This window comes from Photorhabdus caribbeanensis, from assembly GCF_018448885.1.
GTDB lineage: Bacteria > Pseudomonadota > Gammaproteobacteria > Enterobacterales > Enterobacteriaceae > Photorhabdus > Photorhabdus caribbeanensis.
Window position 1 is genome coordinate 1 of record NZ_RCWB01000035.1, and the last position, 26,466, is coordinate 26,466.

General features: G+C 37.7%; 21 protein-coding genes and 3 pseudogenes. 1 reads left to right on the top strand and 23 read right to left on the bottom strand.

Translation table 11 applies throughout. From position 1 onward, the window contains the following. The 19 genes and pseudogenes from EAE90_RS18925 to EAE90_RS19025 all read right to left on the bottom strand — a co-directional run. Nucleotides 1-292, bottom strand: a pseudogene (locus EAE90_RS18925) (tail fiber assembly protein); the annotation flags it as partial. Beyond that, a complete protein-coding gene (locus tag EAE90_RS23995; RefSeq protein WP_246550953.1) occupies nt 292-1,620 on the bottom strand; it encodes a phage tail protein in 1,329 nt (442 codons plus the stop codon). The pseudogene EAE90_RS18925 and the gene EAE90_RS23995, both read right to left, overlap by 1 nt. Before the next feature lie 428 nt (nt 1,621-2,048). Then, on the bottom strand, nt 2,049-2,672 hold the full coding sequence (locus EAE90_RS18940) for a tail fiber assembly protein (protein WP_422616004.1): 624 nt from the start codon (nt 2,670-2,672) through the stop codon (nt 2,049-2,051). Nucleotides 2,673-2,900: 228 nt separating this feature from the next. Next, nucleotides 2,901-3,557 (bottom strand): annotated as a pseudogene (locus tag EAE90_RS18945) (tail fiber protein); the annotation flags it as partial. A gap of 374 nt (nt 3,558-3,931) precedes the next feature. Next, entirely contained in the window at nt 3,932-4,591 is a 660-nt protein-coding gene (locus EAE90_RS18950) for a DUF4431 domain-containing protein (protein ID WP_214054790.1), read from the bottom strand. Nucleotides 4,592-4,993: 402 nt separating this feature from the next. After that, entirely contained in the window at nt 4,994-5,416 is a 423-nt protein-coding gene (locus tag EAE90_RS18955; protein ID WP_214054791.1) for a tail fiber assembly protein, read from the bottom strand. A 12-nt stretch (nt 5,417-5,428) separates the two neighbouring features. Then, on the bottom strand, nt 5,429-6,337 hold the full coding sequence (locus tag EAE90_RS24000) for a gp53-like domain-containing protein (RefSeq protein WP_246550956.1): 909 nt from the start codon (nt 6,335-6,337) through the stop codon (nt 5,429-5,431). Nucleotides 6,338-6,927: 590 nt separating this feature from the next. Further along, nucleotides 6,928-7,350: a tail fiber assembly protein gene (locus tag EAE90_RS18965; RefSeq protein WP_214054792.1), complete on the bottom strand. Its 423-nt coding sequence runs from the start codon at nt 7,348-7,350 to the stop codon at nt 6,928-6,930. Nucleotides 7,351-7,352: 2 nt separating this feature from the next. Beyond that, nucleotides 7,353-7,940 carry a gp53-like domain-containing protein gene (locus EAE90_RS18970; protein ID WP_214054793.1) on the bottom strand — a complete coding sequence of 196 codons (588 nt, stop codon included), beginning with the start codon at nt 7,938-7,940 and terminating at the stop codon, nt 7,353-7,355. Nucleotides 7,941-8,435: 495 nt separating this feature from the next. Next, on the bottom strand, nt 8,436-9,422 hold the full coding sequence (locus tag EAE90_RS18975) for a phage tail protein (protein WP_214054794.1): 987 nt from the start codon (nt 9,420-9,422) through the stop codon (nt 8,436-8,438). Between the two features lie 197 nt (nt 9,423-9,619). Beyond that, the gene (locus EAE90_RS18980) at nt 9,620-11,035 is read right to left on the bottom strand and encodes a tail fiber assembly protein (RefSeq protein WP_214054795.1); all 1,416 of its coding nucleotides are present in this window, start codon (nt 11,033-11,035) and stop codon (nt 9,620-9,622) included. 598 nt (nt 11,036-11,633) lie between these two features. Further along, the gene (locus EAE90_RS18990) at nt 11,634-13,118 is read right to left on the bottom strand and encodes a pyocin knob domain-containing protein (protein WP_214054796.1); all 1,485 of its coding nucleotides are present in this window, start codon (nt 13,116-13,118) and stop codon (nt 11,634-11,636) included. 462 nt (nt 13,119-13,580) lie between these two features. Further along, nucleotides 13,581-14,132 (bottom strand): tail fiber assembly protein, encoded by a 552-nt coding sequence (locus EAE90_RS18995; RefSeq protein ID WP_214054797.1) that lies wholly within the window; start codon nt 14,130-14,132, stop codon nt 13,581-13,583. Nucleotides 14,133-14,136: 4 nt separating this feature from the next. Further along, entirely contained in the window at nt 14,137-15,111 is a 975-nt protein-coding gene (locus EAE90_RS19000) for a tail fiber protein (RefSeq protein WP_214054798.1), read from the bottom strand. Nucleotides 15,112-15,711: 600 nt separating this feature from the next. Continuing rightward, nucleotides 15,712-16,545, bottom strand: a complete 834-nt coding sequence (locus EAE90_RS24005) for a gp53-like domain-containing protein (RefSeq protein WP_246550959.1) — start codon at nt 16,543-16,545, stop codon at nt 15,712-15,714. A gap of 211 nt (nt 16,546-16,756) precedes the next feature. After that, complete coding sequence (locus EAE90_RS19010) at nt 16,757-17,284, bottom strand: GNAT family N-acetyltransferase (RefSeq protein WP_214054799.1); 528 nt, start codon at nt 17,282-17,284, stop codon at nt 16,757-16,759. A gap of 656 nt (nt 17,285-17,940) precedes the next feature. Then, nucleotides 17,941-18,963 carry a hypothetical protein gene (locus EAE90_RS24315; protein WP_281422376.1) on the bottom strand — a complete coding sequence of 341 codons (1,023 nt, stop codon included), beginning with the start codon at nt 18,961-18,963 and terminating at the stop codon, nt 17,941-17,943. An 850-nt stretch (nt 18,964-19,813) separates the two neighbouring features. After that, entirely contained in the window at nt 19,814-21,613 is a 1,800-nt protein-coding gene (locus EAE90_RS19020; protein WP_214054800.1) for an RCC1 domain-containing protein, read from the bottom strand. 237 nt (nt 21,614-21,850) lie between these two features. After that, entirely contained in the window at nt 21,851-22,489 is a 639-nt protein-coding gene (locus EAE90_RS19025; protein ID WP_214054801.1) for a hypothetical protein, read from the bottom strand. 621 nt (nt 22,490-23,110) lie between these two features. Between EAE90_RS19025 and EAE90_RS19030 the strand changes: the two genes are divergently transcribed. Next, nucleotides 23,111-23,278, top strand: coding sequence for a hypothetical protein (locus tag EAE90_RS19030; RefSeq protein WP_214054802.1), 168 nt, complete (start codon nt 23,111-23,113; stop codon nt 23,276-23,278). Here EAE90_RS19030 and cobO read toward each other — a convergent pair. The 4 genes and pseudogenes from cobO to cobD all read right to left on the bottom strand — a co-directional run bounded on the left by cobO (nt 23,271) and on the right by cobD (nt 26,459). Continuing rightward, entirely contained in the window at nt 23,271-23,828 is a 558-nt protein-coding gene (cobO, locus tag EAE90_RS19035) for a cob(I)yrinic acid a,c-diamide adenosyltransferase (RefSeq protein WP_214054803.1), read from the bottom strand. The genes EAE90_RS19030 and cobO overlap by 8 nt on opposite strands. 55 nt (nt 23,829-23,883) lie before the next feature. Next, nucleotides 23,884-24,513 (bottom strand): annotated as a pseudogene (locus EAE90_RS19040) (NAD(P)-dependent oxidoreductase); the annotation flags it as partial. Nucleotides 24,514-24,532: 19 nt separating this feature from the next. Next, nucleotides 24,533-25,393 (bottom strand): GHMP family kinase ATP-binding protein, encoded by an 861-nt coding sequence (locus tag EAE90_RS19045; protein ID WP_214054805.1) that lies wholly within the window; start codon nt 25,391-25,393, stop codon nt 24,533-24,535. Continuing rightward, complete coding sequence (cobD, locus tag EAE90_RS19050) at nt 25,386-26,459, bottom strand: threonine-phosphate decarboxylase CobD (RefSeq protein WP_214054806.1); 1,074 nt, start codon at nt 26,457-26,459, stop codon at nt 25,386-25,388. The genes EAE90_RS19045 and cobD overlap by 8 nt, the downstream gene beginning before the upstream one ends. Nucleotides 26,460-26,466 lie beyond the last annotated feature (7 nt).

Here is a 26,466-nt window from a genome sequence, read left to right on the forward strand (position 1 = left end):
GGGTTTGTTTGTTGTAAACGATTTTCCCTCGGTGGTCAGGGACAATTTCCCAACGTTTACCATCTTCACTGCGACAAATAGCCATATCATCAGAATCGAGAAAATCTGGCGCATCGGGATAAGCACCCGCTGACAAACTGACACCCAACATGACATATTCAATATCAGAGTGTGTGAATTCCCGTGTAACCTGATTAGTGTGATAAACTTTTATCCAACCCGCCTGAATTGCTAAATCATCTTTACCCAATACGGCTGTTTCACGTTCTAAAGCATATTTTTGTTCAGTCATTATGCTGCTCTCACTATGTAATTAAAAGCGACGTTACGGGGGCGAGTTTCATTTGCTGTTGGGACGACACGAGATGCGTCGAATCCAAAGCCGTATGCGTTATCCGGATTAATATTCGCCGACTTGGGAGTACCGTCTGTAGCTATTCCAAGATTAAGTTCACCGTAAAACGCCCCTTGTGCTGCGAGATGAAAGTTCGATGCGATCGCCCCAGGAAATGAACCCGTAATATTTCTGATTGCATCCCCTTGCCATGTTCCGCACACACGCCCCGGATCTATTCCCCGGCTATCATCCCATCCGCGAATAAACTCGCCTCTTAAATCGGGTATCCTACCGTCAGGATAGGCTAACGCTAACTTGGGATATCGGGACTTATCAAATGTCTGACCATTGCATGCTAAGTAACCGACGGGTGCATATCTATGCGGGTACGGAAGCGGAATACCAGCCGTCACAACATCACGACTATTATTGTCGTATGCAACATACCAGCCGTGCCACGTTTTACCCGAATCCCACGATTGTCTGATGGCTATTTGCCCTATGTGCGATGTATATCGCTGTGAAATTGTTTCGCTTGACGTTTGTACTTCAAGAATTCCATACGAATACAGCACAGTATTCACAGAATCGCGGGGGAAATCTGAAACGGTGTTTGAATCAAACACTCCGACGCGATAGAATCCCGTTGATAAACAGTCTTGAAACTTTCCGTTGTTACTGATCTCAGCTAATCTCTGAGTACTCACCGCCCCCACATCCCCCGCACTCAAACTGACATCCCCAGTCAACGCCTTGCCATTAATTTTCCGGCTACTCGGCACAGCTTTTCCCGCCAACTCCACCGTTTCCGATAAACCCAAATTTTTCACAAACACATTTTTATCTGGAATGTCGGCACCGTTTTGGTTTTTAGACAATCTGCTGTTAGCATTATTATTTACATCGGAAACAAGCTTCTGAGTTGCTGCAAGTGTATTACTATTACCAATCACCTCTGTAAGCTGAGTTATACCTTTCTGTGCTAATGAAGCATTTGGTACTTTGGTTGCAATTTTTTGCTCTAACGCCTCATTTAATTGGGCAGCGAGTTTAATTATATCCCCATCGTCCAAAACATCATTGCCGGAATAGGTTGCAATGAAATTAGACACAACAGATGCTATTGTTGACGACTGACGTAATACCTTATTGAGCAAATGAACAGTAATATTATCTGGTGGAAATCCAGTTTTTAAACTCTGACTTTCTTCATATCTTTCTTGACTCACTACATTTGCATTATTATTAATAGAAAAAGCTTTGAAATCATTCTTGTGATTCATATCCCTTCCTTAATTTAGATAATACCATCTCATGATCAATATATTTTAACCATTGTAAAAATAATCCCCTTGCAACTCATACCAATCAAAGTCTAACTCATAAAAATAATAATGCGTTGTTATTATTTCTTATAAGGTTAACTATTTTTGTATAATTAACAGTAATAAATAGCTCAATATTTTTGAATCGAAAATACATTCAGAAATATATATTTAACACCTGGAAACTATTTTTCTCTTATTCCTTCTATCTCAACAAAAATCAGTTCAAAATTGTTATTGTCTTTAAGTATTGAGATACCACAGTGAAGATCGGAGGTTCAAATCCTCTCATATCGACCAAATTTCCCTAGAAAAACCAACCTATTATGGTTGGTTTTTTATAGCTGGGGCTTGGTTGGTGTAAAACGCCTCTTGCCTGATTTCATTCACTTAAGCATCTCCGGCCACTCAACATCAGGCGCTTGTAAAATATCTACACGAGCGAGTAATACTCTATATTTTTTCCACTCCAGCAAAGCGGCTTTTTCTGCTGCGGTAGCAATTTCAAGGTCAACTGAGTCTTGCAGCAATGAAAGTGTTTCATTTGCCTGTCTTAACAATTCTGCTTTCTTCTGTTTTGCTTCCTCAATCTGATGGGATTTGAGAAGGTTTTTATCAACCACCCACTCGTTACCATCCCATCTATCATAATCGGTATTAGGTTTCTTGAATGTCAGAATTTCTGGCAGCTCACCTAATTCAGTAACTTCTTGCTGTGCACGAGTTTGTTTGTTGTAAACGATTTTTCCTCGGTGGTTAGGAACAATTTCCCAACGCTTACCGTCTTCACTGCGACAAATAGCCATATCATCAGAATCGGGAAGCTCTGGCGCATCAGGGTAAGAACACGCTGATAAACCTACACCTTCTGCAACATACTCAAAATTAGTTCCAACAAATTCTCTCGAATAAGGATTAACATGATAAACCTTGATCCAACCAGCCCGAGTTGCTAATCCGTCTTCGCCTAATATGGCAGTTTCTGAATCTAAGATATATTCCTGTGTCACTATTATTCCCGCCTTTACGACATAGTTAAATGCGATATTACGAGGTCTTGACACTCCTATATAATCCTTATGCCCTTCCGCAAGATGAGTATTTCCAATCCATTTAATTCTTGTCGAAACATTGCTACTTTCGGGAACATCCCACTTCAATTTTTCACGATCATTGAGTGAGAAGGCAACAATATTATCACCAGGAGCATAAACTTCCTGTACCAAATAAGATCCTTCTTGCCAGGATAATAATGAACGAGATCGATCTACCCCTCTTCCATCATCCCAACCCCGGATAAATTCTCCCCTTAGATCGGGTAATCTACCGTCAGGATAAACTTCCGCCAACTTCGGGTACTGTAATTTATTAAAAAATGCACCACTACAAACAAGATAACCGATAGGTGGATAAGGCAACGGCCAAGGAATAGGAGAACCAACAGGAATTTCATTGGCTGTTTTAATCCGGTTATTTATCTCTTCGCGAGTATATTCACGTAATGAATTTATTACTTCCTGAACAAGTTTCTGTGTAACCACTAATGTATCGCTATTGCCAATCACATTTGTAAGCTGGACAACACCTTTTTGTGTTAATGAGGCGCTAGGAATGTCTGTTGCAATTTTTTGTTCTAATGCTTTATTTAATTGTGCAGTGAGTTTGGCTATGTTCCCATCATCCAGAACATCATTGCCAGATCGTGCCGCGATAAAATCAGCCACGGCAGACGATACCGTTGACGTTTGGCGTAATACTTTATTTAACAAGTGAGTGGGAACATTATCTGGTGAAAATCCAGTCTGCAAACTCTGATTTACTTCATATTTTTCTTGACTGACTACATTTGCATTATCACTAATAGAAAAAGCTTTAAAATCATTCTTCTGACTCATGTACTTTCTCCTTAAATTAAATAACTTTCTTTTATAATCAATATATTAAATTATTGCAAAAATAATTCCCTTACAACTCACACCAATTAAAGTCTAGTTTATAAAAATAATAATGTGGTGTTCTTATTGCTTATTAATGTTAAATATTCTTGTATCATTATCATCAATAAGCAATAAGCAATAAGCACCCAATATTTTGGAATTGTAATATTTCGATTCCAGCAAACTATCAAAAGCTAACACCAACAATTTCAGGGAATTTCAGCGTTAAGCCATCCTTGGCTTAGAGCTACCATTGATTAGACAAACTGAGAAATTTCTCCCTATGGATAACTAAATAACCTGCTCTCTGAGCAAGCATTATTACTTCCAAATTATTTAGCAGCTTCAATTCGTTGGGTTTCAAGCATTATTGGTGTATGGTGATGTCCAGTAACCGCGTACATAATGGTTCCGGTTACTTTCACGCGGTGCCCAATAAGGCTGCGATATACTGTATAAAATTCATCCTGAACTACCAGTTGCATCAGACTACGATCGCCCCATTCTGGCGCACCTTTAGCGCATTTTATCGTCCTATCCGGTTGCAACACCCAATAAGTCTCAGGGCTATCCCCGTTTTCCACGCTTTCGTAATTTGGCGGGCCGGGATAGGTAATCCTTAATAATGTGCCATCAAGAGTAATTTTTTGCCTTTCTTTATAGCAGTTCTCTGTTGTTTTATCTGCGGCAATCTTTCTGTACATTTCAGATGACCGTTGATACCAGTCTTGAAGGCATTCAACTGCCACGCATTTTTCGCGAAGTTCCCAATTCTGTTTTACCAGAGCCTTAAAGTCCGCATTGTTGCCTGTAGCCAGTTTGGCCTGAAGGTAATTAATATATAGGTTGTCATCAGCTTGAGATAATGCCGGGGTCGAGCAGATCAATTTTTCAGCCTTACTGGTGGCTTTTGCGCAATCAAAGCTCGCACCGAATGATAGGAATGGCACACTACACAGTATTAATGCCAAAAAACCTATTAGTGTTCTCATACACTACTCCTATTGGTGATTTTTCAGCATTATTTTAAATACATTAAAGATAAAATCACAACCTGAATTTTTTCTAACTTACAATTCCCTCCTCTGGAGGATAATTGTATTTTCAACTCTTGATTTCCTCAAAGTCATTCGGAAAAAGTCTGCCCGATGCTACACGACTGTGAATAATCTGAGCACATCTATTTATTCCCTCATACGGAATTAGATAAGTTCTTCAAGCATCGCTAATTTGATATTGAGATTAAAAAATCCGAGTCCTGTTAAATACAGAACTCAGACTTTTAATAGCAGCTTGATTTAAAACATCCAGTGTATGCTGATCTCAGGTTAGATTTGTTAACCAATGTTAACAAAACCATTATAAGAATGGCCTGTTTATTCAGGCTACTTTCGTTATTTTGGCTGTTCCGGCCATTCAATATCGGTAGCTTGTGAAATATCAATCCTGTTCAGCATTACCCTATACTTCTTCCATGCCAACAGAGCTACTTCCTCTTCTTTAGTCGCAATCCCTAAATCAACAGCATCTTGTAATGGCGCTATTTGCTGGCTAGCCTCCAAAATAAATTGTTGTTTTTTACTTTCAACATACTGCTGCAATTCTTCTTTTGTTGGTGGAGGAATATCAACCCACTCCGGTAAACCATTTTCGCCTGCTATACGATATTTTCCTTCTGGTGCATTATTCGCGGCGTATTCTTGATAAATATCAAGACCAACTTCAATAATATCATCGGGCAATGAACCAGAAGCAATATAATTTTGTTGCAACTCTATGGGGTAAAATGCGTTTGTTTTGGCACTATAATAATACATTTTTTCTTCTCCTTAATGACCAATAGAAAAAAAATAAACACTACTTACGTCATTATCATGGTAATTTGATGAAACAGAAACATGTATCTGAGACTTATTTAATGGTTTTCCATAAGCAGAAGTATCAATATTTTTATTTGGTGCTGATGAAATAGCTGTTACATGAAGAGATAATAACCCATTTGGAAATGAAATAGGCAAATTTACAATTTTTCCCTGATTATCATCAATAGGTACATTACCCCATTGATAAATCATTCCAGTATCACCACATCTCCACCATCCATTTACTGATAATATCGCTTTATTACGATCATCTTCCGTTAAAATTCTTTTTTTACCTTTAAACTTACCATCTTTGTCAAATGCATACGTATGTATTCCAAACCCCTCTTGACCGCCAGATGTACTACCGTATTCAAAGGAAATCCCTCTTGAGTGCTGAATCCCTGCACTAGGGTGAGCTACATGAATTGCCAAACCACCTAAATCCGCCCAACCATTTGGACGCAAGAAGCCTGACAATGACAAATCCCGCAGAGATTGATCGTCAAATAAATTTGCTGTCTTAGATAAGATACAACCAGATGTTTTTGTATTCGTATTTAACCGAATAAATCGATTATCAGATTCTACTTCTACTTTGATCTTTTGTTCTAATGCTTTATTTAATTGTGTAGTAAGTTTCGTTATATTACCATCATCCAAAACATCACTGTTAGATTCTGTCGCAATAAAATCGGCTACAACAGATGATATGGTTGATGTTTGCCGCAATACTTTATTTAATACGTGATTAGGAATATATTGGTCATCTGGAAACCCAACCTGCAACCTCGGGTATGCTTCATAATCTAGCTGATTGGGCACATTAGCGTTATTACTGGTAGAAAAAGCTTTAAAATCATTTTTGGTACTCATATACATCTCCTTAAATTAAATGTCATTATTTCATAATAAACATATTAAGCTATCAATAAAATGATTCCTCATAATTCACATCAATAATAGTCTAGTTCATAAAAACAACAATGAAATATTTCTATAACTAAAAAAATTAACTGTTCTCGTATAATTGGCAACAATAAATCCCCCAAAACATTACAATTAAAATATCCCTCCCCCCAAAAAAATAATTATATTCAACTTCATAAATTACTCTTTTTCATTTTTTTAAATTTCACCTTCAATTATTTTTTAAGTTACTAACATAACATTATAGTATTTTAATTATAACACCAACAAAACTGATTGAGTAAAAGACCACCTCGCCAAGAGGTGGTTTTAGGATAACAACTAAAAATAAAAATCATTCATTTTTTACTGTAACCATATATCAATATTATGTTAAAAACAAAAACACAGAAATTTATTTAGGGCATATTTAACAATTAAATCCCGTTATAGAAAACTGTCTTTCAACAATATTATATGCTGATTTTAAGTCAACCTTATGACCTAACATTAAATAACCCATTGTATGAATGGCTTATTTATTCTATCCATTCTCGTTATTTCGGTTGTTCCGGCCATTCAATATCGGGAGCCAGTGAAATATCAATCCTGTTCAGCATTACCCTATACTTCTTCCATACCAACAGAGCCGCCTCCTCTTCTTTAGTTGCAATCCCTAAATCAACAGCATCTTGTAATGGCGCTATTTGCTGGCTAGCCTCCACAATAAATTGTTGTTTTTTACTTTCAACATACTGCTGCAATTCTTCTTTTGTTGGTGGAGGAATATCAACCCACTCCGGTAAACCATTTTCGCCTGCTATACGATATTTTCCTTCTGGTGCATTATTCGCGGCGTATTCTTGATAAATATCAAGACCAACTTCAATAATATCATCGGGCAATGAACCAGAAGCAATATAATTCTGTTCCAATTCTATTGGATAGAATGAATTTGTCTTTGCACTATAAAAATACATAATTAATATCCTATCGCCACATATCTCACAAAATTACTTGCTAACTGGCTTGCACCATTTCTGCATGTCACAATAAATTGACTTGCAGAAATAGGTAAAGCAGCAACTCCAGCGCCAGCATTTTCAAACTCAGAATATGTTGCAACGATCTGGAAACAAGCATTAGGGAATGGAATCGGGAAGTATCTGTAATCATTTATAGCCCCACAGCCGTTTGCCTGGCCCCACTGGATAATTATTCCAGTATCACCGCATTTCCACCAACCGTTGACAACTTTGTTAGCCGTATTCACATTAAGATTACAACATTTGGCAATTTTTTTGTCTAATACGCTTTTGAAGCGTGAGGTGATTTTAGTTACATTGCCATCATCCAAAACATCAGTGCCAGATTCTGTCGCAATAAAATCAGCTACAGCGGATGATATGGTTGATGCTTGACGTAATATCTTATTTAAGATGTGATTAGGAATATACTGATTGTCTGGAAAACCAACCAGCAAATTCGGATCTGTTTCATAGTTTTGTTGACTGGGTACATTAGCATTACTACTGATAGCAAAAGCTTTAAAATCATTTTTGGCACTCATATACATCTCCTTAAATTAAATAACATGATTTCATAATAAACATATTGAACTATCACTAAAAATGATTTCTCTCAATTCATATCGATAATAGTCTAGTTTAGAAAAACAATAATGAAATATTTTTATAACTAAAAGGAGTAACTATTTTTATATAATTGACAACAATAAATAATCCGATATATCGCAATCAAAAACATCCAAAAAATCATTATATTCAATATTGGAAATTATTATTTTTTCATATCTTTATTTTTTCCTTCAATTCTTTTTTTAAGTCACAAATATAACCTTTCAATATTTTAATTATAACGAAAACAGAATTTCCTGAATAAATAGACTATTTATTCAGGTCTGTTAACAGAGATTATTTCTTATCAATTTTCATATTATTCATATATAGCCAAAATCCATATTTAAATTCTGGCTATATTCTTATGATATTCACTAAAGGATTACTTCATCAGACAATCTAATAAACAATTACCAAACTATACCTTATACACCCAAATAAATCACCGGTATCATACTAACATTTAATGGGCGGTTTTCGTCTGCCGTTGGTACTACTCTTGATGCATCAAAAGTGGCATGTGAGAATTTTGCATATTCATCAGGAGCGTTCTTCCTCTCAAGGCTATTTTTAGAACTCGCATTAACACCATAAAATACTCCGCTGGCACGAGCAATAAGCCCATCATTCCACAATCCTACATCACCTGTAATATTTCTAATTGCATCTCCTTGTATCACACCAGGTGTCAATCCAGCACGCACGAATATCCCTCGTCCATCAACAAACAGATTAGGGAGATTGATTTTATCACCATTCAGTTTAATTCCCCATGCCGCCTTATATGCATCAGATAAATTATTTAATGCTCTACCAACAGCAGAATCAATTGGGTAAATAGCACCATTCGCAATATACTCTCCTTTAGCTAAATCTGATGCCGGATGTGCAGATAAATAAATATCACCAGGTCGTTTAGCGCCAACATCAATCGCGGAAAGTGTAATATCCTCAGTCAACTCCTTCCCGTTGATTCTCCGATTATTAGGTACTCTGCCATTAATATTTTCAAGTAATGAATTAACTATTACTTTAACCAGCTTTTGCGTCACTGCCAATGTATCACTATCACCAATCACATCGGTAAGTTGTACAATACCTTTCTGTGTTAATGAAGCATTGGGAATTCCTGTTATCGCTTTCTGTTCTAAAGCTTTATTTAACTGTGCGGTGAGTTTAGTGACATTACCATCATCTAAAACATCCTCACCAGATTGTGTCGCAATAAAATCAGCTACAACCGATGTTATTGTTGATGTTTGGCGAAATATCTTATTTAACATGTGATTATCAATATACTGCCGGTCTGGAAACCCACGCGGCAAATTCGGATCTGTTTCATAGAGTTGTTGACTAACCACATTAGCGCCACTACCAATAGCAAAAGCTTTAAAATCATTTTTCATACTCATATCTCCCCATTATATTATTTTACAATTAGTATATTAATTCATTACGTAGACGATTTACCTAAATTCACGCCTATTAGACCAAAATTCCCTATTACAAATTTTCCATTTCAAGTTCCAGACTGAATATTTCAGTCTCTTCTCTCGAATATCAATAAAATCATTATATGAATGTTCTGTTTATTCAGACCATTTTTTTATTATTTCGGCTGCTCCGGCCACTCAACATCAGGGGCCAATGAAATATCAACTTTACTCAACATTACCCGATATTTCTTCCATTCCAGTAAAACTGCTTTTTCTGCTTCGGTAGCAATGCCTAAATCAACAGAGTCTTGTAGTGGCGCAACCAGATTATTAACTTTAGTCAATAACTGAAACTTCTCATGTTCTGCTTGCTGTATTAATTTATCTTTAGTAGTAATATCAATATTATCAGATTCTACTTCCGTATTCTCCCCAACAGCCTTATCAGAGGGTTTATTCAATGAGTTATATTCTTGTGCCCAAGGTGTCCACGGACTATCGTGGAATTGGCTACGTGTATATATTCGACTACTGTTATAAACAAAATAACGTTGAATAACGCCTGCCGCTTTTAAAACAATCAGCGAACCCGCGAACGGCTCAGGATAATTAGCGCCATTTTTGGCATGAGCATTATATTCTTGATAATAAATCCCAGGTGTTTTATAAGTATTTAAATCCGCGTTATCACCTAAATTAATCGACTGTCCAGCGAAGATATCTTGAGAAGTAATATTGATATCCGCAGCTAACGCTTTTCCATTAACTTTGCGTAGCCCTGTAATATATCGAGAATCAGACTCTGCTTTTGCATATGCACCAACCTCTCCGGCAGTCGGTCTATTCAATGTATTATATTCTCTCGTCCAAGGCGTCCACGGGCTTTCATGAAACTGACTACGTGTATATACCCGACTGCTGTTATAGACAAAATAACGTTGAATAACCCCGGCCGCTTTCAATACAACCAGCGAACCCGCGAACTGCTCAGGGTAATTATTACCATTTTTGGCATGAGCATTATACTCTTGATAATAAATCCCCGGTGTTTTGTAATTATCTAAATTCGCATTGTCGCCTAAACTATGCGCCTGTCCAGCAAGGATATCCTGAGAAGTAATATTAATATCCTCAGTTAATACTTTCCCGTTAACTTTTCGGGTATTTGGTATCCTGGTATTAATACTTTCACGTAACGAATTTATTATTTCCTGAACCAGCTTTTGCGTAACCGCTAATGTATCACTATTACCCACTACATCGGTAAGCTGAACAATACCTTTTCGTGTTAATGAAGCATTTGGAACTTCTGTTGCAATTTTTTGTTCTAAAGCCCTATTTAGTTGATCGGTAAGTTTAGCTATATTACCATCATCCAAAATATCATTGCCAGATTGTGTCGCGATAAAATTAGCCACCACAGATGATATGGTTGACGATTGACGCAATACCTTATTTAACAGATTAACAGGAATATTATCTGATGAAAATCCAGTCTGCAAGCTCTGGTTTTCTTCATACTTTGCTTGACTCACTACATTAGCATTATCACTAACAGAAAAAGCCTTAAAATCATTTTTGGCACTCATATACAATCCTCAAATTGAATAATATTATTTACAATAAACACCTTTAATTATTGCAAAAACAACCTCTCTTAATTTACGCCAGCAATAGTCTAGTTCATAAAAACAATAACAAAACATTCTTATAAATCAGAATATTAACTATTTTTATATAATTTAAAAAAAGAAAATTAAATTTCACAAATTTATTCTCATCTTTATTCTACATTTTTCTATCTAACTTTCTTGTTTTAAGTTATAAACTGAATTTTTCAGCACATTATATAAAAAGCTATGATTTTAACTCTACATTTTACATATTAAATTATTTCAAAAACAAACTAATTTTATGATTAAAATCTAAAATCCTGATTAAAATATCTGATCACTTAAAGTCAGCATTATTTTACCTAGAGAGATTTTTAATATATTGAGAATCTAACAGCAGAACGGAAAGAATACATTGACGATGATAATAACTATCAGATTAAAGAAAAATTAAAAAGTCTGACTCCCGTTAACTACAGAGCTCAGACTTTAATAGCCAATTAATTTAAACTGTTTAAGTTTTGAGAGGCAATGCAAAAGTAAAAAACATTTATTTTTGCATTATAGGTTAATATCAATATCCTACTGCAAACCAAAACGCAGAGTTCTCAGTCTCATATGCCCAATAACTAAATCCTGTCACAGACAATTGTCTGGCAACAACATTATGTGATGATGCTAAATCAGACTTATCACCCAATGTCAACGAAACATTTACACAAGCATTAGGGAACTGGATAGGAAAATTAACCGGTGTATCATATGCTGCCCAGTTTACAATCCCCCACTGATAAATCACTCCAGTATCCCCACATTTCCACCAACCATTCACTGATTTCAACGCTGTGTTTTTATTTCCTTTAGCATTAACCAAGTTATCTACTTCTGCTTTTGTATACCCGCTAATCACCCTGTCAGCCGGTTTATTCAATGTATTATATTCCTGCGCCCAAGGAGTCCACGGATTATCATGGAATTGGCTACGTGTATATACCCGGCTGCTGTTATAGACAAAATAACGTTGAATGATTCCAGCCGCTTTCAACACAATAAGCGAACCAGAAAGCGGTTCTGGGTAATTGACGCCATTTTTAGCATGAGCATTATAATCCTGATAATAAATCCCTGGTGTTTTACAATGATCCAAATTTACATTATCACCTAAACTAATTGCCTGCCCATTCAGAATATCCTGAGAAGTAATAGTGACATCTGTAACTAAAGATTTTCCATTCACCCTGCGAATTCCCGCAATATATCGAGAATCAGATTCTATTTTTGTATATGCGCCAATCTCATCAGCCGTAGGTTTATTCAGCGTATTATATTCTTTAGTCCAAGGTGTCCACGGATTATCATGAAACTGGCTACGTGTATATACTCGACTACTATTATAGACAAAATAACGCTGAACCGTCCCAGCCGATTTCAATACAACAAGAGCACCGGCGAGAAATTCAGGATAATTAAGGCCATTTTTAGCATGAGCATCATACTCTTGATGATAAATTCCCGGTGTTTTATAGCTATTCAAATCTGCCTTATCACCTAAACTAATCGCCTGTCCGCCTAAAATATCCTGAGAAGTAATAGTGATATCCTCAGATAGTGCTTTCCCATTAATTTTTCGAGTATTGGGTACCTTGGCATTAATACTTTCACGTAATGAATTTACTATTTCCTGAGCAAGCTTTTGTGTAACAGCCAATGTGTCACTATCGCCCAACACATTAGTAAGCTGAACAACACCTTTTTGTGTTAATGAGGCATTTGGAACTTCTGTTGTGATTTTTTGTTTTAATGCCTTATTTAATTGATCTGAAAGTTTAGCTACATCACCATCATCCAAAATATCACTGCCAGATTGTGTCGCAATAAAATTAGCTACGACAGATGCTATTGTTGACGATTGACGTAATACTTTGTTTAGCAGATTACTAGTAATATTATCTGGTGGAAACCCAGCCTGTAAACTTTGATCTTTTTCATATTTATCTTGACTCACTATATTGGCATCATTACTAATAGAAAAAGCCTTAAAATCATTCTTAGCACTCATATATACCCCTTAGATTAAATATTATTATCTATATACCCGTCATCTTTCAAGTTGCCTTTTTGTTGGCTGCACTCATTCACTCCGGTAACATAGTTATCTATGCTCCCGGGGATTCGCTTCCTTGCCGTCGCTATCCATCTTGAAATCCATAGGGTATATATTGAATTATTATTAAAGCAATTCACCATAATTTACGGCAGACATAGTTTAATTCATAAAAATAATAATAAAATGTTCTTCTAACTTAGAAGAATAATTATTTTTATATCATTGGCAACAAGAAGAAAACCAACAAGTTTCAACTAGAAATATATTCAATATACTCATATTCAACATCTAAAATATTTCACTTTGTCATTACTTATTTTCATATTTCAGATTATAAATTGAATTTTTCAGCATTCTAACTTCAACATAAATAAAACCTCGGCATAAATGGCCTGTTCATTCAGGCCATTTTAGTTACTTTGGCTGTTCCGGCCATTCGATATTGGGAGCCAGTGAAGTATCTATCCTGCTCAGCATTACTCTGTATTTCTTCCATGTTAATAAAGCATCTTTTTCATCTTCTGTCGCAATATCTAAATCAACAGCATCTTGCAGTGGTGTCACCTTCTTATTTACAGCGAATAAAAGTTGTTGTTTCTTATTTTCAGCGTCGTTAATTACGACTTGCTGAATATCATTTTTCCATTTTCTCTCATCATCTTTCGAAATTAACCATTCCCCATTCCACCTATGATATTGCGACGGCCTTGGTTGTTCTGTAAAACCATCAGGAATAATGACTTCTCTATTTTCCTGTGATTGCCCTGATTCAACATTATAAATCGTAATTCCTTTTTTATTTTCAACAAGCACCCATTGCCCTGACTTTTCACACGGCCAAAATCCATCTTTAAATAGTGGTTGTATTCGTAAAGCATTCATCGGAGGTTCACTACCCGGATTAGCATTGACCGCTCCAATAAATGGCCGATGTGATTTAGTGTTATCAAAATAATAATTTATCATTGCCTTATACTCCCAAATAAATTACAGGTATCATACTGACGTTTAATGGACGGTTTTCATCTGCCGTTGGTACTACTTGTGATGCATCAAAAGTTACATATGAATAATGTAAATATCCATCAAACCTTCCTACCTGGACGCTTGTTCTAAGGTCATTACCAACACCTTCAAATACTCCACTGACATTAGAAAAAAGCCCTTGATTCCACCATCCCAATTTACCTGTAATATTTCTAATCGCATCTTCCTGTATCACACCAGGTCTCATGCCAGCACGCATAAATACCCCGCGCCCATAAAAAAATAGATCCGGCAGATTGATTTTATCTTTATTCGGCTCGATTCCCCAATGAGCCTTATATGAATCTGATAATTCATTCAATGCCCTTCCAACAGCTGAGTCAACCGTATAAACATCTCCGTTCGCAATATATTCTCCTTTAGCCAAATCAGGATGTGCAGACAAATAGATATCACCCGGCCTTTTAGCGCCAACATCAATTACTGAAATATCAATATCTCCGGTTAACGTCTTTCCATTGATTTTCCGACTATTGGGTACTCTATTATTAATCTTTTCAAGTAATGAGTTGACTATTTCCTGAACCAGCTTTTGTGTCACTACTAATGTATCATTATCACCAACTACATTGGTAAGTTGAACAATACCTTTTTGCGTTAATGAAGCACGAGGAATTCCTATTGTGATTTTTTGTTCTAAAGCTCTATTTAATTGTGCGGTAAGTTTAGCTATATCACCGTCATCCAGAATATCCACGTTAGATTGTATTGAGACAAAATTCGCTATGACAGATGCTATGGTCGACGATTGACGTAATACCTTATTTAGTAAATGAGTAGAGATATTATCCGGTAAAAACCCAGTCTGTAAATTCTGACTTTCTTCATATTTTTCCTGATTTACTAGATTAGCACCATTACCAATAGAAAAAGCTTTAAAATCATTCTTGGGACTCATATGCTCTCCTTAAATTAAACAATATTATTGTATAATTAACATATAAAATTATTGTAAAAATGATTTATCGAAATTCACATCAATCAAAGTCTAGTTCAAAAAGACAATGATAGGATTTCATTCTCAATTATAATATTAATTATTTTTGTATGACTGGCAGAAATAAACGATTCAACATCTAAAAATACGCTTATCAGATTTTTATTTTTCCTATATTCCTATGGTTTTTTCTTACAACGCCATCTGAATTAATTAACTAAATAGCAAAAAAATAATAATCTAAAATATTTTTTCACTTTAATTAATCTATCAAAGATAATAAGAATAAACTTATTATATCGTAGAGTTTTTTTAACATAGTAATAAACTAATTTTTTATTTTCTACCCGATCTTTTATTAAACCAAAACGCAGACTAAATAGCCCACGCTTTGGCAATAATATGTCAAATCCATATAGTTTTATTTCTACTTTGGTGGTTTAAACCAATTAACATCAAAATGAGAGAAATGCCTTTGTTAATAGTGAAAATATCGACTCATTCTGATAAACCATTTTTATTCCCTGTATCGTATTTACATTTCAGAGGAATAATATACTTTTAATATCCAATAGCCATCCAATGGACTGCTCGTGGCCGGAAATCAGTGTTTAGCGCACCAACAGTTGTTGCTGTAAAAGATACTGCTGTAATATCACCCACTTCAACAAAACAACGATACTCTATAGGAGGCGAAGGTTTTCTTCCGCCATCAGTTGTCGCAACCACAGTTGTACATGCTTTAGGAAAACCAATAGGAAAGTTAATCAAATAATTATCGCTCCCTGTTACAACACCCCACTGATAAATTATTCCTGTATCACCACATCTCCACCAGCCATTCGCAGATTTTAAGGCTGTATTTTTATTACCATATCGAACATCAGATTCAGATTTAGTATAACTCCCTACATCCCCCGCACTTAGGCTAATATCATTCGACAGCACTTTCCCATTCACCTTGCGGCTATTAGGTACTCTAGTATTAATATCTCCACGTAATGAATTCACTATTTCCTGAGCAAGCTTTTGTGTCACTGCCAATATATCACTATTGCCAATGACATCAGTAAGCTGAACAACGCCTGATTGGGTTAATGAAGCACTGGGAATTTCTGTTGTGATCTTTTGTTTTAATGCCTTATTTAATTGCTCGGTAAGTTTAGCTACATTTCCGTCATCTAGAATATCATCACCCGATTGTGTCGCAATGAAATTAGCCACAACAGATGATATGGTTGAAGATTGACGCAATACCTTATTTAATATGTGAGGCGTCATAGAATAGGGTGGAAACCCAGTTTGCAATTCCGCACTCCCTTCATATCCTTGCTGACTTATAACATTAGCATTACTATTAGTAGAAAAAGCTTTAAAATCATTCTTGGGACTCATATGTCCTCCTTGAGTTAAATAACGTTATTTTATAATTAACATATTAAATTATTATAAATATAATCTATCAAAATTCACATCAATCAAATTCTAGATCAAAAAAACAATCATAGGATTTTATTCTCAATTAAAACATTAACTATTTTTGGATGATTGGCAGTAATAAATAACTCAATATCTAAAAAATACTGTTTTCTGTTCATCTGATAAACTAGCTCTCTAATGTAGATTGGAATTTCCCTCTAATATCTGAAATCCTACTCATATAATAAGCGTCAACATATCGACCATTACGAAAAGCATAACGTTTAGCCATTCCTTCAATCTCAAATCCAAATTTTTTATATAATGCGATAGCAGCATCATTATCTGTATATACTTCCAACTCTATACGTTCAATGTTTAACCAACTGTCACACATGTCGAGCATAGCCTCCATTAATTCACTACCAATACCCTGTCCCTGATAATCAGCATGTACCCCCATACCAAAAGTAGCAACATGGCGACGCCGCAGGTTTTGATATATTTCAATACCCATCTGACCCACAATTTCTCCCTCAATACAAGCAACTAAACAGAAACATCCGGCAGAAAGATTTGTAATGCGCTTTATCCATGTCTCCAGAGAAGGATAAGGTAATTGTAAAGTACCACAGTAAACTTGTGGGTTAGCGTATAACTGGCGAACTTGTTCACAATCGCTTTCTTCAACATGGCGAATCACTATATTCTTCACTTAAAAACTCCTAACTTTTAACTTGAATATTAAGATTAACATAGATGTTTTACTAAAAGTATGGAGAAAATATCGACATTTAGTTTGAGATTAATCTTTGGAGAAAATCCAAGATTGTTTATAGCGCACAGTATCCTCTTCCCACGTGATTCGCTCACTTCATCACCTAAAACACCAACGCAAAATTATTTTAATATTTAAAATAATTTTTAAAAACTGCTTGACTCTGAAGTTTTTCTGATTAAAATCACAGCCACAATTTAGATTTTCGTGAAACAAATCACATTTTACCAATAAAGAGAGTTCATCATGAAATCTGTTAAATCTTTCATATCAAGCGTTCATAGCGTTGTTGTCTACTTGTCAACACCTTGCTTTCTGTAAATCTATTTTTTAACCGATGCGTGAAAGGCCAGTTTCCGAGCTGGCTTTTATGTTCAGGACTTACCCCCTACCAAATTAACCGGCTAATCCATTCTTTTATTTCCTGATTTCGTTTCAACTTTCTGCTAATGGTTGATGAGCTTTAGTGCATTTTCCTTTGGAAAAAGAAAGATGCTAAGGTTAAGGTAATAGCAACTAACTTCCCCGCCTGAAAATGCACTTATTAGTTTAGTCAAATCCATTTGTTATTAATAATCCAATATGTTAAGAATTCATTTCTTCAACAAAGCAACTTCATCTGCATTTTTCTGGCACAGCAGAGTAAGATTAGCAATAGAATGGGTAAGCCTATTTATAGTACTCTCCAGCTTTTTAATATCCATTTCCAGTTGCTTATTTTTCATATCTAATGCACTCATTTTTGCCAATTCAGAATATAATTGCTGACCATTCACCGCCTCCGTACTGTTTCTGGAAATATCCCCGGCAGCAACATTCACAATCTTACGTTGATTACCCGGTTTTCCCACAGAAACAACATTCGGTTTGCTGGCAACAGAATTTGCGCCTAATGCAATGCTCCCACTTGCTGTTACAGAGGCGTTTTGCCCAATCGCAATTCCCTGAGACGCACTAATATTAATCTTTTGCCCCACGGCAATAGAAGACGAAGAGTTGGATTGAGTGTCTGATCCTAATACAATACTCCTACTCCCTGTTACAGAGGAGTTTTGACCAATCACAATTGCTTGAGACCCACTGACAGAAACTTTTTGTCCCAGAGCAATAGAAGACGAACCGCTGGATACAGAACCTTCTCCTAATGCAACGCTCGAACTTCCTGTTGCAGAGGAATTTTGACTAATTGCTACTGCCTGATTCCCCCTGGCAATCGCTTTTCTCCCCAGAGCAACAGCAGACGAACCGCTGGATATAGAGTCTGATCCCACTGCAACACTCGAACTTCCTGTTGAAGTGGAATTTTGGCTAATAGCTACTGCCTGAATCCCACTAGCGACAACCTTTTGCCCCAGGGCAATAGAAGCTGTCCCACTGGATACAGAATCAGCGCCAATCGCAATTGGCCATATGACTTTATAATCCTGATTTTGATTCTCTTCTCTACCCGCCTGTTGATTTTGCCCAATAGCAATAGCGCCCTCACTAATTGATTTAGAAATTAGTGGTGAAGCACCAATTGCTATAGCATATATTGCTGGTGCTTCTGCATTCCCAACAACAACGGAATCTTTACCAACTTTTTGATCAGCTATATTCATATCTTCTGTAGACATATATACCCCCTAATTCAGAAATTAAATTATTATAACTTGTTACTAGATTAATAAACCCAGCAATATAACTTAGTATTTTTCATCAGAAACAACCAAATAACACATAATAATTTCTTTTCAAATTTGTCACCGTGGAATATTAAACAAACTTAACGTAATTTAAAAACATTATTATACTCCTCCCCACCTTTCACTCGGACCAAAATTAACGCCACTATTGTTAAAACAAAATATTATACAAAAAATTCAATTTGTAAATAAATTAAAACCATTCGGTTATGAAATATATTTCATGGGTTTATTTAATGTATCATATAGCTTCACTAAATATAATGACTTATTGAACCAATCAAATACAAACCGACACTATGTTATTTGTATATATTTTCATTTCCCTCAACAAAACCATTTATATAATTTACCCGAGCAAATGCAGTTAATATGTGAAATCGAGCAAGGAAATTATTTTGTTATTCACTGCAATATATCCCATAAATAATTATCAAATAATAATCTCACCACTAAATCATTTATTATATATCCTCAACCTAATAGCCAAGAATATATGAAACAACAACCAACGGATATTAATAATTCAATACATTGAGAAATCATTTCCCATCGGGTATCAGACAGGAATTATGGGGAACAGAGACATTGCCATCCAGATTGAAAAAAATGAGAGAGAATATAAAGATGTGTATCCTACCAAAAGAGAAAAAGCACCGAAGTTACGAGTGTTCAGTGCTTTATACACCAGAAAAATATCCAGCTCGTTATAAGAAATCTTAACCGAACAGTATTATCTCCCTAAGAAGCCGTTTAAGGGTGACAATTAAATAACTCTAATTTATTGTGTTGCGATTTCATAGGATACCTGCCCTTTGAGCAATGCCTGAACTGAGCTACTATTTCCTCCTCCCCCAGCTAAACCCCACGTCACTACGCGACCATCCGCAGTTAACGCGGTAAACGCTGTACTACTCCCGTAGATAGCACGAACATTTTTCAACTGCTCTGCCACCGCACGACTATCTCCCCCCCATTCGCTATCGCCCCAAGTGACTACCGTTCCATCACGGCGCAACGCAGCAAATGCAGCCTTCGAGCTTGTTACCTGAATAATATCTTGCAGATTTGAGATAAATTCTGGAACTTTTCCTCCCCTATCAACATCCCCCCACGCTACCACAGAGCCATTCGCACGACGGGCTGTAAATGCATGCACTGTTGCAGTCACTTCAACAATGTCATTTAATCCTGCTATATTTTTTGGCACCACTCCGCCATAGCTGTCTCTTCCCCAAGCCACCACTGAACCATTCGCCCGTAGCGCCGCAAAGGCATTGTTCGAACTGCTTAACTTAATAATATCCCTCAATGCACTGATTTCACTTGGAACAACACTACCAAAATCACTACCATATCCCCATGCAACAACAGAATTATTAGCCCGCCTCACAGCAAAAGCCCAAGCAGCCTTCACGACTTCCACAATATCTGTCATTGCGGCAACTTCCGGCGGCAATGCTCCTCCCTTATCACCGCTTCCCCAAGCGACTAAGTGGCCCGTAGCTCTCTGGGCCACAAAAGCGCTAGCTGCTCCCCACACATCCACAATATCTGTCATTGCCGCAATTGCCGGTGACACTAATCCACCATGACCGCGATTTCCCCAAGCAACAACTTGCCCCGTAGCCCGACGAGCCGCAAATGCTCCTAGTGATCCCACAATATCGACAATATCACTTAACCCAGCAATTTCCGTTGGAACAACCCCGCCATATTCGGCACTTCCCCAGGCAACGACATGACCACTACTTAGCCGTGCCGCAAAGGCATTTACTGTACTCACTATCTGGACAATATTATTTAAAGTTGTTAAAGGAACCGGGATGTTGCCGCCAAAACCAGCATCTCCCCAGGCAACCATATAACCGCTATCTCGCCGGGCAACAAACGCAGCGGTATAATCTCTACCCAACCCATTTCCAATCGCATGCCAGCCATTACCTGCAATATTACACGGGTTCAAAGTCACTAATTGGTTAGCCAAACGCACACGCAAAGGACGATACGGCAAAACATCTTGAAAATTGCTGCCAGCAACCCACTTCTGTTCCCCTGCATATTGCCATTCGGCCAGTACAGGTCGCAAAGTGTTGGAATTCAGCGCACTAATATAACAAGGAGGAGTAGCCCCAAAGTTATAAAACCCCTGTCGCGAATAACGAGCGCCTATTACCAGCAATTTAGCCCTTTCCCCAATTATGTAATAATCCACTGGTTGGGATCGAGCCAATTCTCCCGTTGCCCGAGTAATATTGTAGTTCAACCGGACATAGCTCCCAGGATATTGTTCTAATACAGGAAAAGGTACGATGAAAGTTAGAATCTTCCCTCTTTTTTCGCGTGTCACCGTATCCTGTAATATATAAGGGCTACCAAACTCTCCTTGCCAAGATAAATTAATCTTATCCCCTGTCATCATATTTTGGTACGGATTAACATAGATCGTCGCGCCATTGATATCAATCACCTGACTTATATCTAATTGCCATTTATTATTAGCCTCTGCTATCCACGGCGCAGGCAAAAGCTCATATACTTGTTTGAGTTCATTCTGAGAAACACTATATGATGTTGACATATATTATATTCCTTTCATAATTAAAGGTGATAAAAATTTAACGCTGGAATGGAACAAACCAATAATCAACCATCTAAATAAACATTTAGACAAATTGATTAGCAGAGATTCAATCATTTAGCTTTCGTTATTCATTTAAATATTAACTTGAATTTAACCCCCTACTCATATTATCTGGAATATATTCTTATCCTGGTATTCAAGGATAAGAATATGTGAAACAACAACCAACGGATATTAATAATTCAATGCATCGAGAAGCCGTTTCTTCAATGATGCAACATCATCCACACTATTCTGAACTAGCAAAGTAAGATTAGCTATATCACTTTCCAGAGATTGAATCTTCTCTTCCAACTCCTTATTCTTTGCATCCAATAATATATCAATCCTTGCCGATTCAGCATGTAACTGCTGACCATTAACCGCCTCAGTACTGTGATTTGAAATATCTCCCGCCGCGACATGTATAATCTTACGTTCATGACCCGTTTTTCCTACAGAAACAACATTCGGTTTATTAGCAATAGAATCCGAACCTAACGCAATGCTCCCCTTTTCTGTTGCAGAGGAGTGTTGACCGATCGCCACAGCCTGAGCCGCACTCGCAGTCACCTTTTGTCCCAAAGCGATAGAAGCCAAGCCGTTGGATACAGAATCAGCACCAATCGCAATCGGCCAAACGACTTTCGTATCACCCTGTTTACCCGCAATTTGATTTTGCCCAATCGCAATAGCCGCTTCACTGATGGTTTTAGAATTTCGGGGTGAAGCACCAATTGCGATAGAATGTATTGCTGGCGCTTCTGCATGTCCAAGTACAACTGAATCCTTGCCCGTTGTTTGTTCAGCTATATCGGTATTTTCAATAGACATATTAAACCTCTTAATTTATAAATTAAATAATCATGCGTTGTTTGAAACTTAATAAAGTGTGCAACAGAATATGATATGGATTACGTGAATTCGTTTCACATATCAAAACTTAAATTAACGTTATATTTATTCCGCCGACAATATTAGATACAAATCCCAACTTGTAAATAAACTAAAATTATTGGATGGTGAAATACATTGCATGGAATTTATTTAATGTATTATCAAGCTTTATGGAATATATATTCAACAAAGTTCATCACAACCAGTGAATTAATCACCTCAATATTAATTTATTTTTATATACTTAATCTAAGTAAACATAGGGTAAAATTTTACCATCAATTTTAAATTATTTCGAAAATAATTACCCGGTATGTTTTTAACACTCCAAAAATATAATCACATTTGACTAGTTATAATTTTAATAATAAATACTCTCAATGAAAACTTTTACCACTAATGATTTCTCATCGCTCATGGGCGACAATTCACTAACTAAAGAACTTTCCAATAAGCTGTTGAAAGTTTATAATCTATTAGTCAAAAACTTTCTTAATATCAATGATAAGAATCTTAAAGACAACTTATTGTCTGGTTTATTAATCGAGGTAACATGTAATGAATGATAAACAACTCATCAAAATGCAGAAAATGGCAGAGCGTTTTCATAAATCTGGCACAGTATCAAATATCACCATGAGAAAAATTAATGCACTGGTTAAACAAGATAAAAATGTGAATCACTCTTTATCTGATGTGATGACTGGAAAACACATAATTAAGTGAAAACATATTTTACAGGACACATTTCACTCACCGTATCGGCCAATTCAATTAATTCAGCAGGGTAATTTTGTCCGGTAATGATCACCGTCTGATTAATTGGCCGTCCATTTAATGCTCTGATAATTTCATCGAGTAATAGATAACCGCTATTTATCACGCAAGCCAATTCACTCAGCACTACCAATGATAATTCAGGATCACGCATCATACGCAAAGCGTGCTGCCAAACCTCAGAGCAAGCAGCAATATCCTGAGTGCGATTTTGCGTTTCTCCAGTCAAATTTATTGATATTAATTGAAACTCTACTCCATGCTGCTGCAACAAAGTACGCTCGTCGGCTGACCATTCATCTCTAATAAATTGGATAACCCCGGCCTTTAATCCATGACCCAATGTTCGTGTCACCGTCCCCATTGCTGCGGTGGTTTTCCCTCTGCCATTACCGGTATAGATAATAACAATCCCCCGGCTTTCCTGAGCGGCTGCAACTTGTGCCATAAATCTCTCTTTTTGCCGCTGTTTTCTCTGTTTATATCGCTCCTCACTCATTTGTCTGGCTCCAATATCTTAATCAGTTCGTTTTGTCTGTATTTGCTTGAGTTGACTCAGAGAATAATGTTTCTACTACCCGATCAACTTGTTGGCGATCTTGACTCGCCAGCGATTGCATTAATCGCTCATTAGTGAAAAACCGTTCCCAAAAGTGACGACGTGCCGCCAAATGATGAAAATGTCGTTTTACCCGCTGACGAAGCGTTCCACCATAAGCGGCCAAACGACCAAGATGCATTGGTAACAACCGTTCGAGTTTTTCACGCCACAATCTGACCAATACCGGCGCATTACCCCCAGAGGAGATAGCAATTACCAGTGGCGAGCGATCAATCACTGACGGTGTGATAAAACTGGCTTGCTGTGGCTCATCCACCACATTGCAAAAAATGCGGCGCTCCGTCGCACAATCACTCACATAGCCATTCACCACCGCATCATTAGTAGCGGCAATAACCAGCCAACAATGCTCAAGCCAGTGAGGCTCAAACTCTCCGTGAATGAGCGTCACTTGGCCGTTATCCCCCCATATTTTAAATTGCGAGGTGAATTCCCGTGCGTTAACTAATAGATGTGCGCCAGCATCTAATAACAGACGCGCTTTACGTTCAGCGACCTGACCTCCGCCAACCAACAGACAGGTTTTATCCCGGATCTGACAAAACATCGGCAAATAATCCAACATAAGTCTCCTCCTACAGTTAACGAACACCGCCCGGTATCATAGTCAGCAAGTGCTGACGCGGATAAAAACGGGTTATGCCTCGGTGTTTCAACCACCAGCATAGGTATTCAACATCATGATGGCGACGATCGCACAATAACCCGACAACACTGCCACTGTGAGCAACGTTCAGCCCGTAGATCCCACTGCGTTCCACCAGTTCTAACAAACTGTCAAATGCGGGTTTTACCAACAGTTTTTGACTGGCCTGCGCACTGAGCGTCGTGGCTTCTCCTAACCTTAGATAATTCCGTGTCGCAACAGCCTGACAAAATAGTCTCCAGGCACGTTCTAACACTGCGGCGTTCTTCAATAATGTCGGATGGCGATTTAAACGGTGATAATCAGCCGTGATCAAGGTTTCAGTGCTTTCCAATAACAAAATATCGATAGATGGCTGCCAGTCACAAGCAATCTGAGTAGCCGCCGTTTGATGATCGAACAAGGTAAGTTGGCTGAACAACGTGCTATCAGTAGGCTCAAGCTGTACGCAAAAGCTAGCCAGTGTCGTTTCATCAACTGTTTCTCCCAGATAACGCGCCGTCGCCAGCGCCGTAGCGGCAATATCAGCGGTACTACTTGCCAGCCCTTTTGCCACCGGAATCGTAGAGGTAAAGGAGATCCGTAAACCTCGCGCTATTTCCACCGACAAACCAAAATACGCCAGTACAATTTTCATCATTTGGCGCATACGCGGACGTTCATCTTTCCCCGGCACGCCATCTGTAACAGACACCTCACTGAACCAGTTTACCGGGCAAGAGATCAATTTCTCGCCACCCAGTATCCACCCTTGGATAAGTTCACCACACGATGCAGGACAACGTGCTTCAGCCATAACCGAATACCTGACGTAACGCCGAGACCAGACGACGATTATCATGCTCGCCTTTAATAGCGACCCGATAATAATCCGCATCCAAGCCGGGATAATTAGCACAATGACGAATCAGTATTCTCTGTTTCAGCAATGCCTGTTGAAGATTGATTTCCGGGCGCAGACAACGCAGGAAGATATAATTTGCCGAAGGAGGCCAAACACGCAATTCCGGTAATGCAGCCAATGCCTGATAAAGCCAACATTGTTGTTCAGCTAACCAACGGTGGGTTGCTTGAATGTAAGCGTTATCATTAAGAACAATTTCACCAGCCAATGCTGCGAAAGCATTAATCGTCCACGGCTCCCGCCAGCGCTTCATTGCCCGAATCCCCGTTGCATCACTACTGACCAGATAACCAAGGCGCAGCCCCGGAATAGCAAAAAATTTCGTGAGTGAACGCAGAATATAAAGACGAGGAAAATGCGCTATCTGAGGAATAAATCCGGTAGTATCCGGGAGAAAATCGATAAACGCTTCATCGACAATCAGTGCAATATTATGCTGACGGCAACGTTCAAATACCGCCTGCAATAACGCAGCATCTGGCATTAAACCGGTTGGATTATTGGGTGTAGCAAGAAACAGGCAATCAGGGCGACATCTATCCAATGCCGCCAATAAACGTTGATCAGGCTGATAATCATCAGTTTCACGCATCACATACTCATCAATCTGGCAATCAACCCGCTGTAAGGCTTTCCGATATTCAGCAAATCCCGGTATTAACAACATGGCTCGGCGCGGCTTAAGATAATTCACCACAGCATAAATCAATTCAGTAGCCCCATTACCCGCCATCAGGTTTTCCGCAGTACAATGATGAATCTGCGCTAACGCTGCATGCAATCGGCGATATTCTGTATCAGGATAATACTCTGCACATGGTAATTGATCGATAATGGCCGCTTTCAGAGATTCCGGCATCCCTAATGGGTTAATATTAGCGCTAAAATCAATCATCTCTTCGACTGTAACACCCATTTTCAGCGCCATTTCCAGCACATTACCGCCATGTTCGCTCATCAAATAT

Excerpts from the sequence above, each read along its gene's own strand:
- EAE90_RS18950 (WP_214054790.1), bottom strand. The coding sequence starts at position 4,591 with ATGAGAACACTAATAGGTTTTTTGGCATTAATACTGTGTAGTGTGCCA.
- EAE90_RS19025 (WP_214054801.1), bottom strand. The coding sequence starts at position 22,489 with ATGTCTATTGAAAATACCGATATAGCTGAACAAACAACGGGCAAGGAT.
- EAE90_RS19020 (WP_214054800.1), bottom strand. The coding sequence starts at position 21,613 with ATGTCAACATCATATAGTGTTTCTCAGAATGAACTCAAACAAGTATAT.
- EAE90_RS18995 (WP_214054797.1), bottom strand. The coding sequence starts at position 14,132 with ATGATAAATTATTATTTTGATAACACTAAATCACATCGGCCATTTATT.
- cobD (WP_214054806.1), bottom strand. The coding sequence starts at position 26,459 with ATGAGCGAACATGGCGGTAATGTGCTGGAAATGGCGCTGAAAATGGGT.
- EAE90_RS24000 (WP_246550956.1), bottom strand. The coding sequence starts at position 6,337 with ATGAGTACCAAAAATGATTTTAAAGCTTTTTCTACCAGTAATAACGCT.
- EAE90_RS19030 (WP_214054802.1), top strand. The coding sequence starts at position 23,111 with ATGAATGATAAACAACTCATCAAAATGCAGAAAATGGCAGAGCGTTTT.
- EAE90_RS18970 (WP_214054793.1), bottom strand. The coding sequence starts at position 7,940 with ATGAGTGCCAAAAATGATTTTAAAGCTTTTGCTATCAGTAGTAATGCT.
- EAE90_RS18990 (WP_214054796.1), bottom strand. The coding sequence starts at position 13,118 with ATGAGTGCTAAGAATGATTTTAAGGCTTTTTCTATTAGTAATGATGCC.
- cobO (WP_214054803.1), bottom strand. The coding sequence starts at position 23,828 with ATGAGTGAGGAGCGATATAAACAGAGAAAACAGCGGCAAAAAGAGAGA.
- EAE90_RS24005 (WP_246550959.1), bottom strand. The coding sequence starts at position 16,545 with ATGAGTCCCAAGAATGATTTTAAAGCTTTTTCTACTAATAGTAATGCT.
- EAE90_RS19000 (WP_214054798.1), bottom strand. The coding sequence starts at position 15,111 with ATGAGTCCCAAGAATGATTTTAAAGCTTTTTCTATTGGTAATGGTGCT.
- EAE90_RS18955 (WP_214054791.1), bottom strand. The coding sequence starts at position 5,416 with ATGTATTATTATAGTGCCAAAACAAACGCATTTTACCCCATAGAGTTG.
- EAE90_RS18980 (WP_214054795.1), bottom strand. The coding sequence starts at position 11,035 with ATGAGTGCCAAAAATGATTTTAAGGCTTTTTCTGTTAGTGATAATGCT.
- EAE90_RS24315 (WP_281422376.1), bottom strand. The coding sequence starts at position 18,963 with ATGTCTACAGAAGATATGAATATAGCTGATCAAAAAGTTGGTAAAGAT.
- EAE90_RS19045 (WP_214054805.1), bottom strand. The coding sequence starts at position 25,393 with ATGGCTGAAGCACGTTGTCCTGCATCGTGTGGTGAACTTATCCAAGGG.
- EAE90_RS18965 (WP_214054792.1), bottom strand. The coding sequence starts at position 7,350 with ATGTATTTTTATAGTGCAAAGACAAATTCATTCTATCCAATAGAATTG.
- EAE90_RS18975 (WP_214054794.1), bottom strand. The coding sequence starts at position 9,422 with ATGAGTATGAAAAATGATTTTAAAGCTTTTGCTATTGGTAGTGGCGCT.
- EAE90_RS23995 (WP_246550953.1), bottom strand. The coding sequence starts at position 1,620 with ATGAATCACAAGAATGATTTCAAAGCTTTTTCTATTAATAATAATGCA.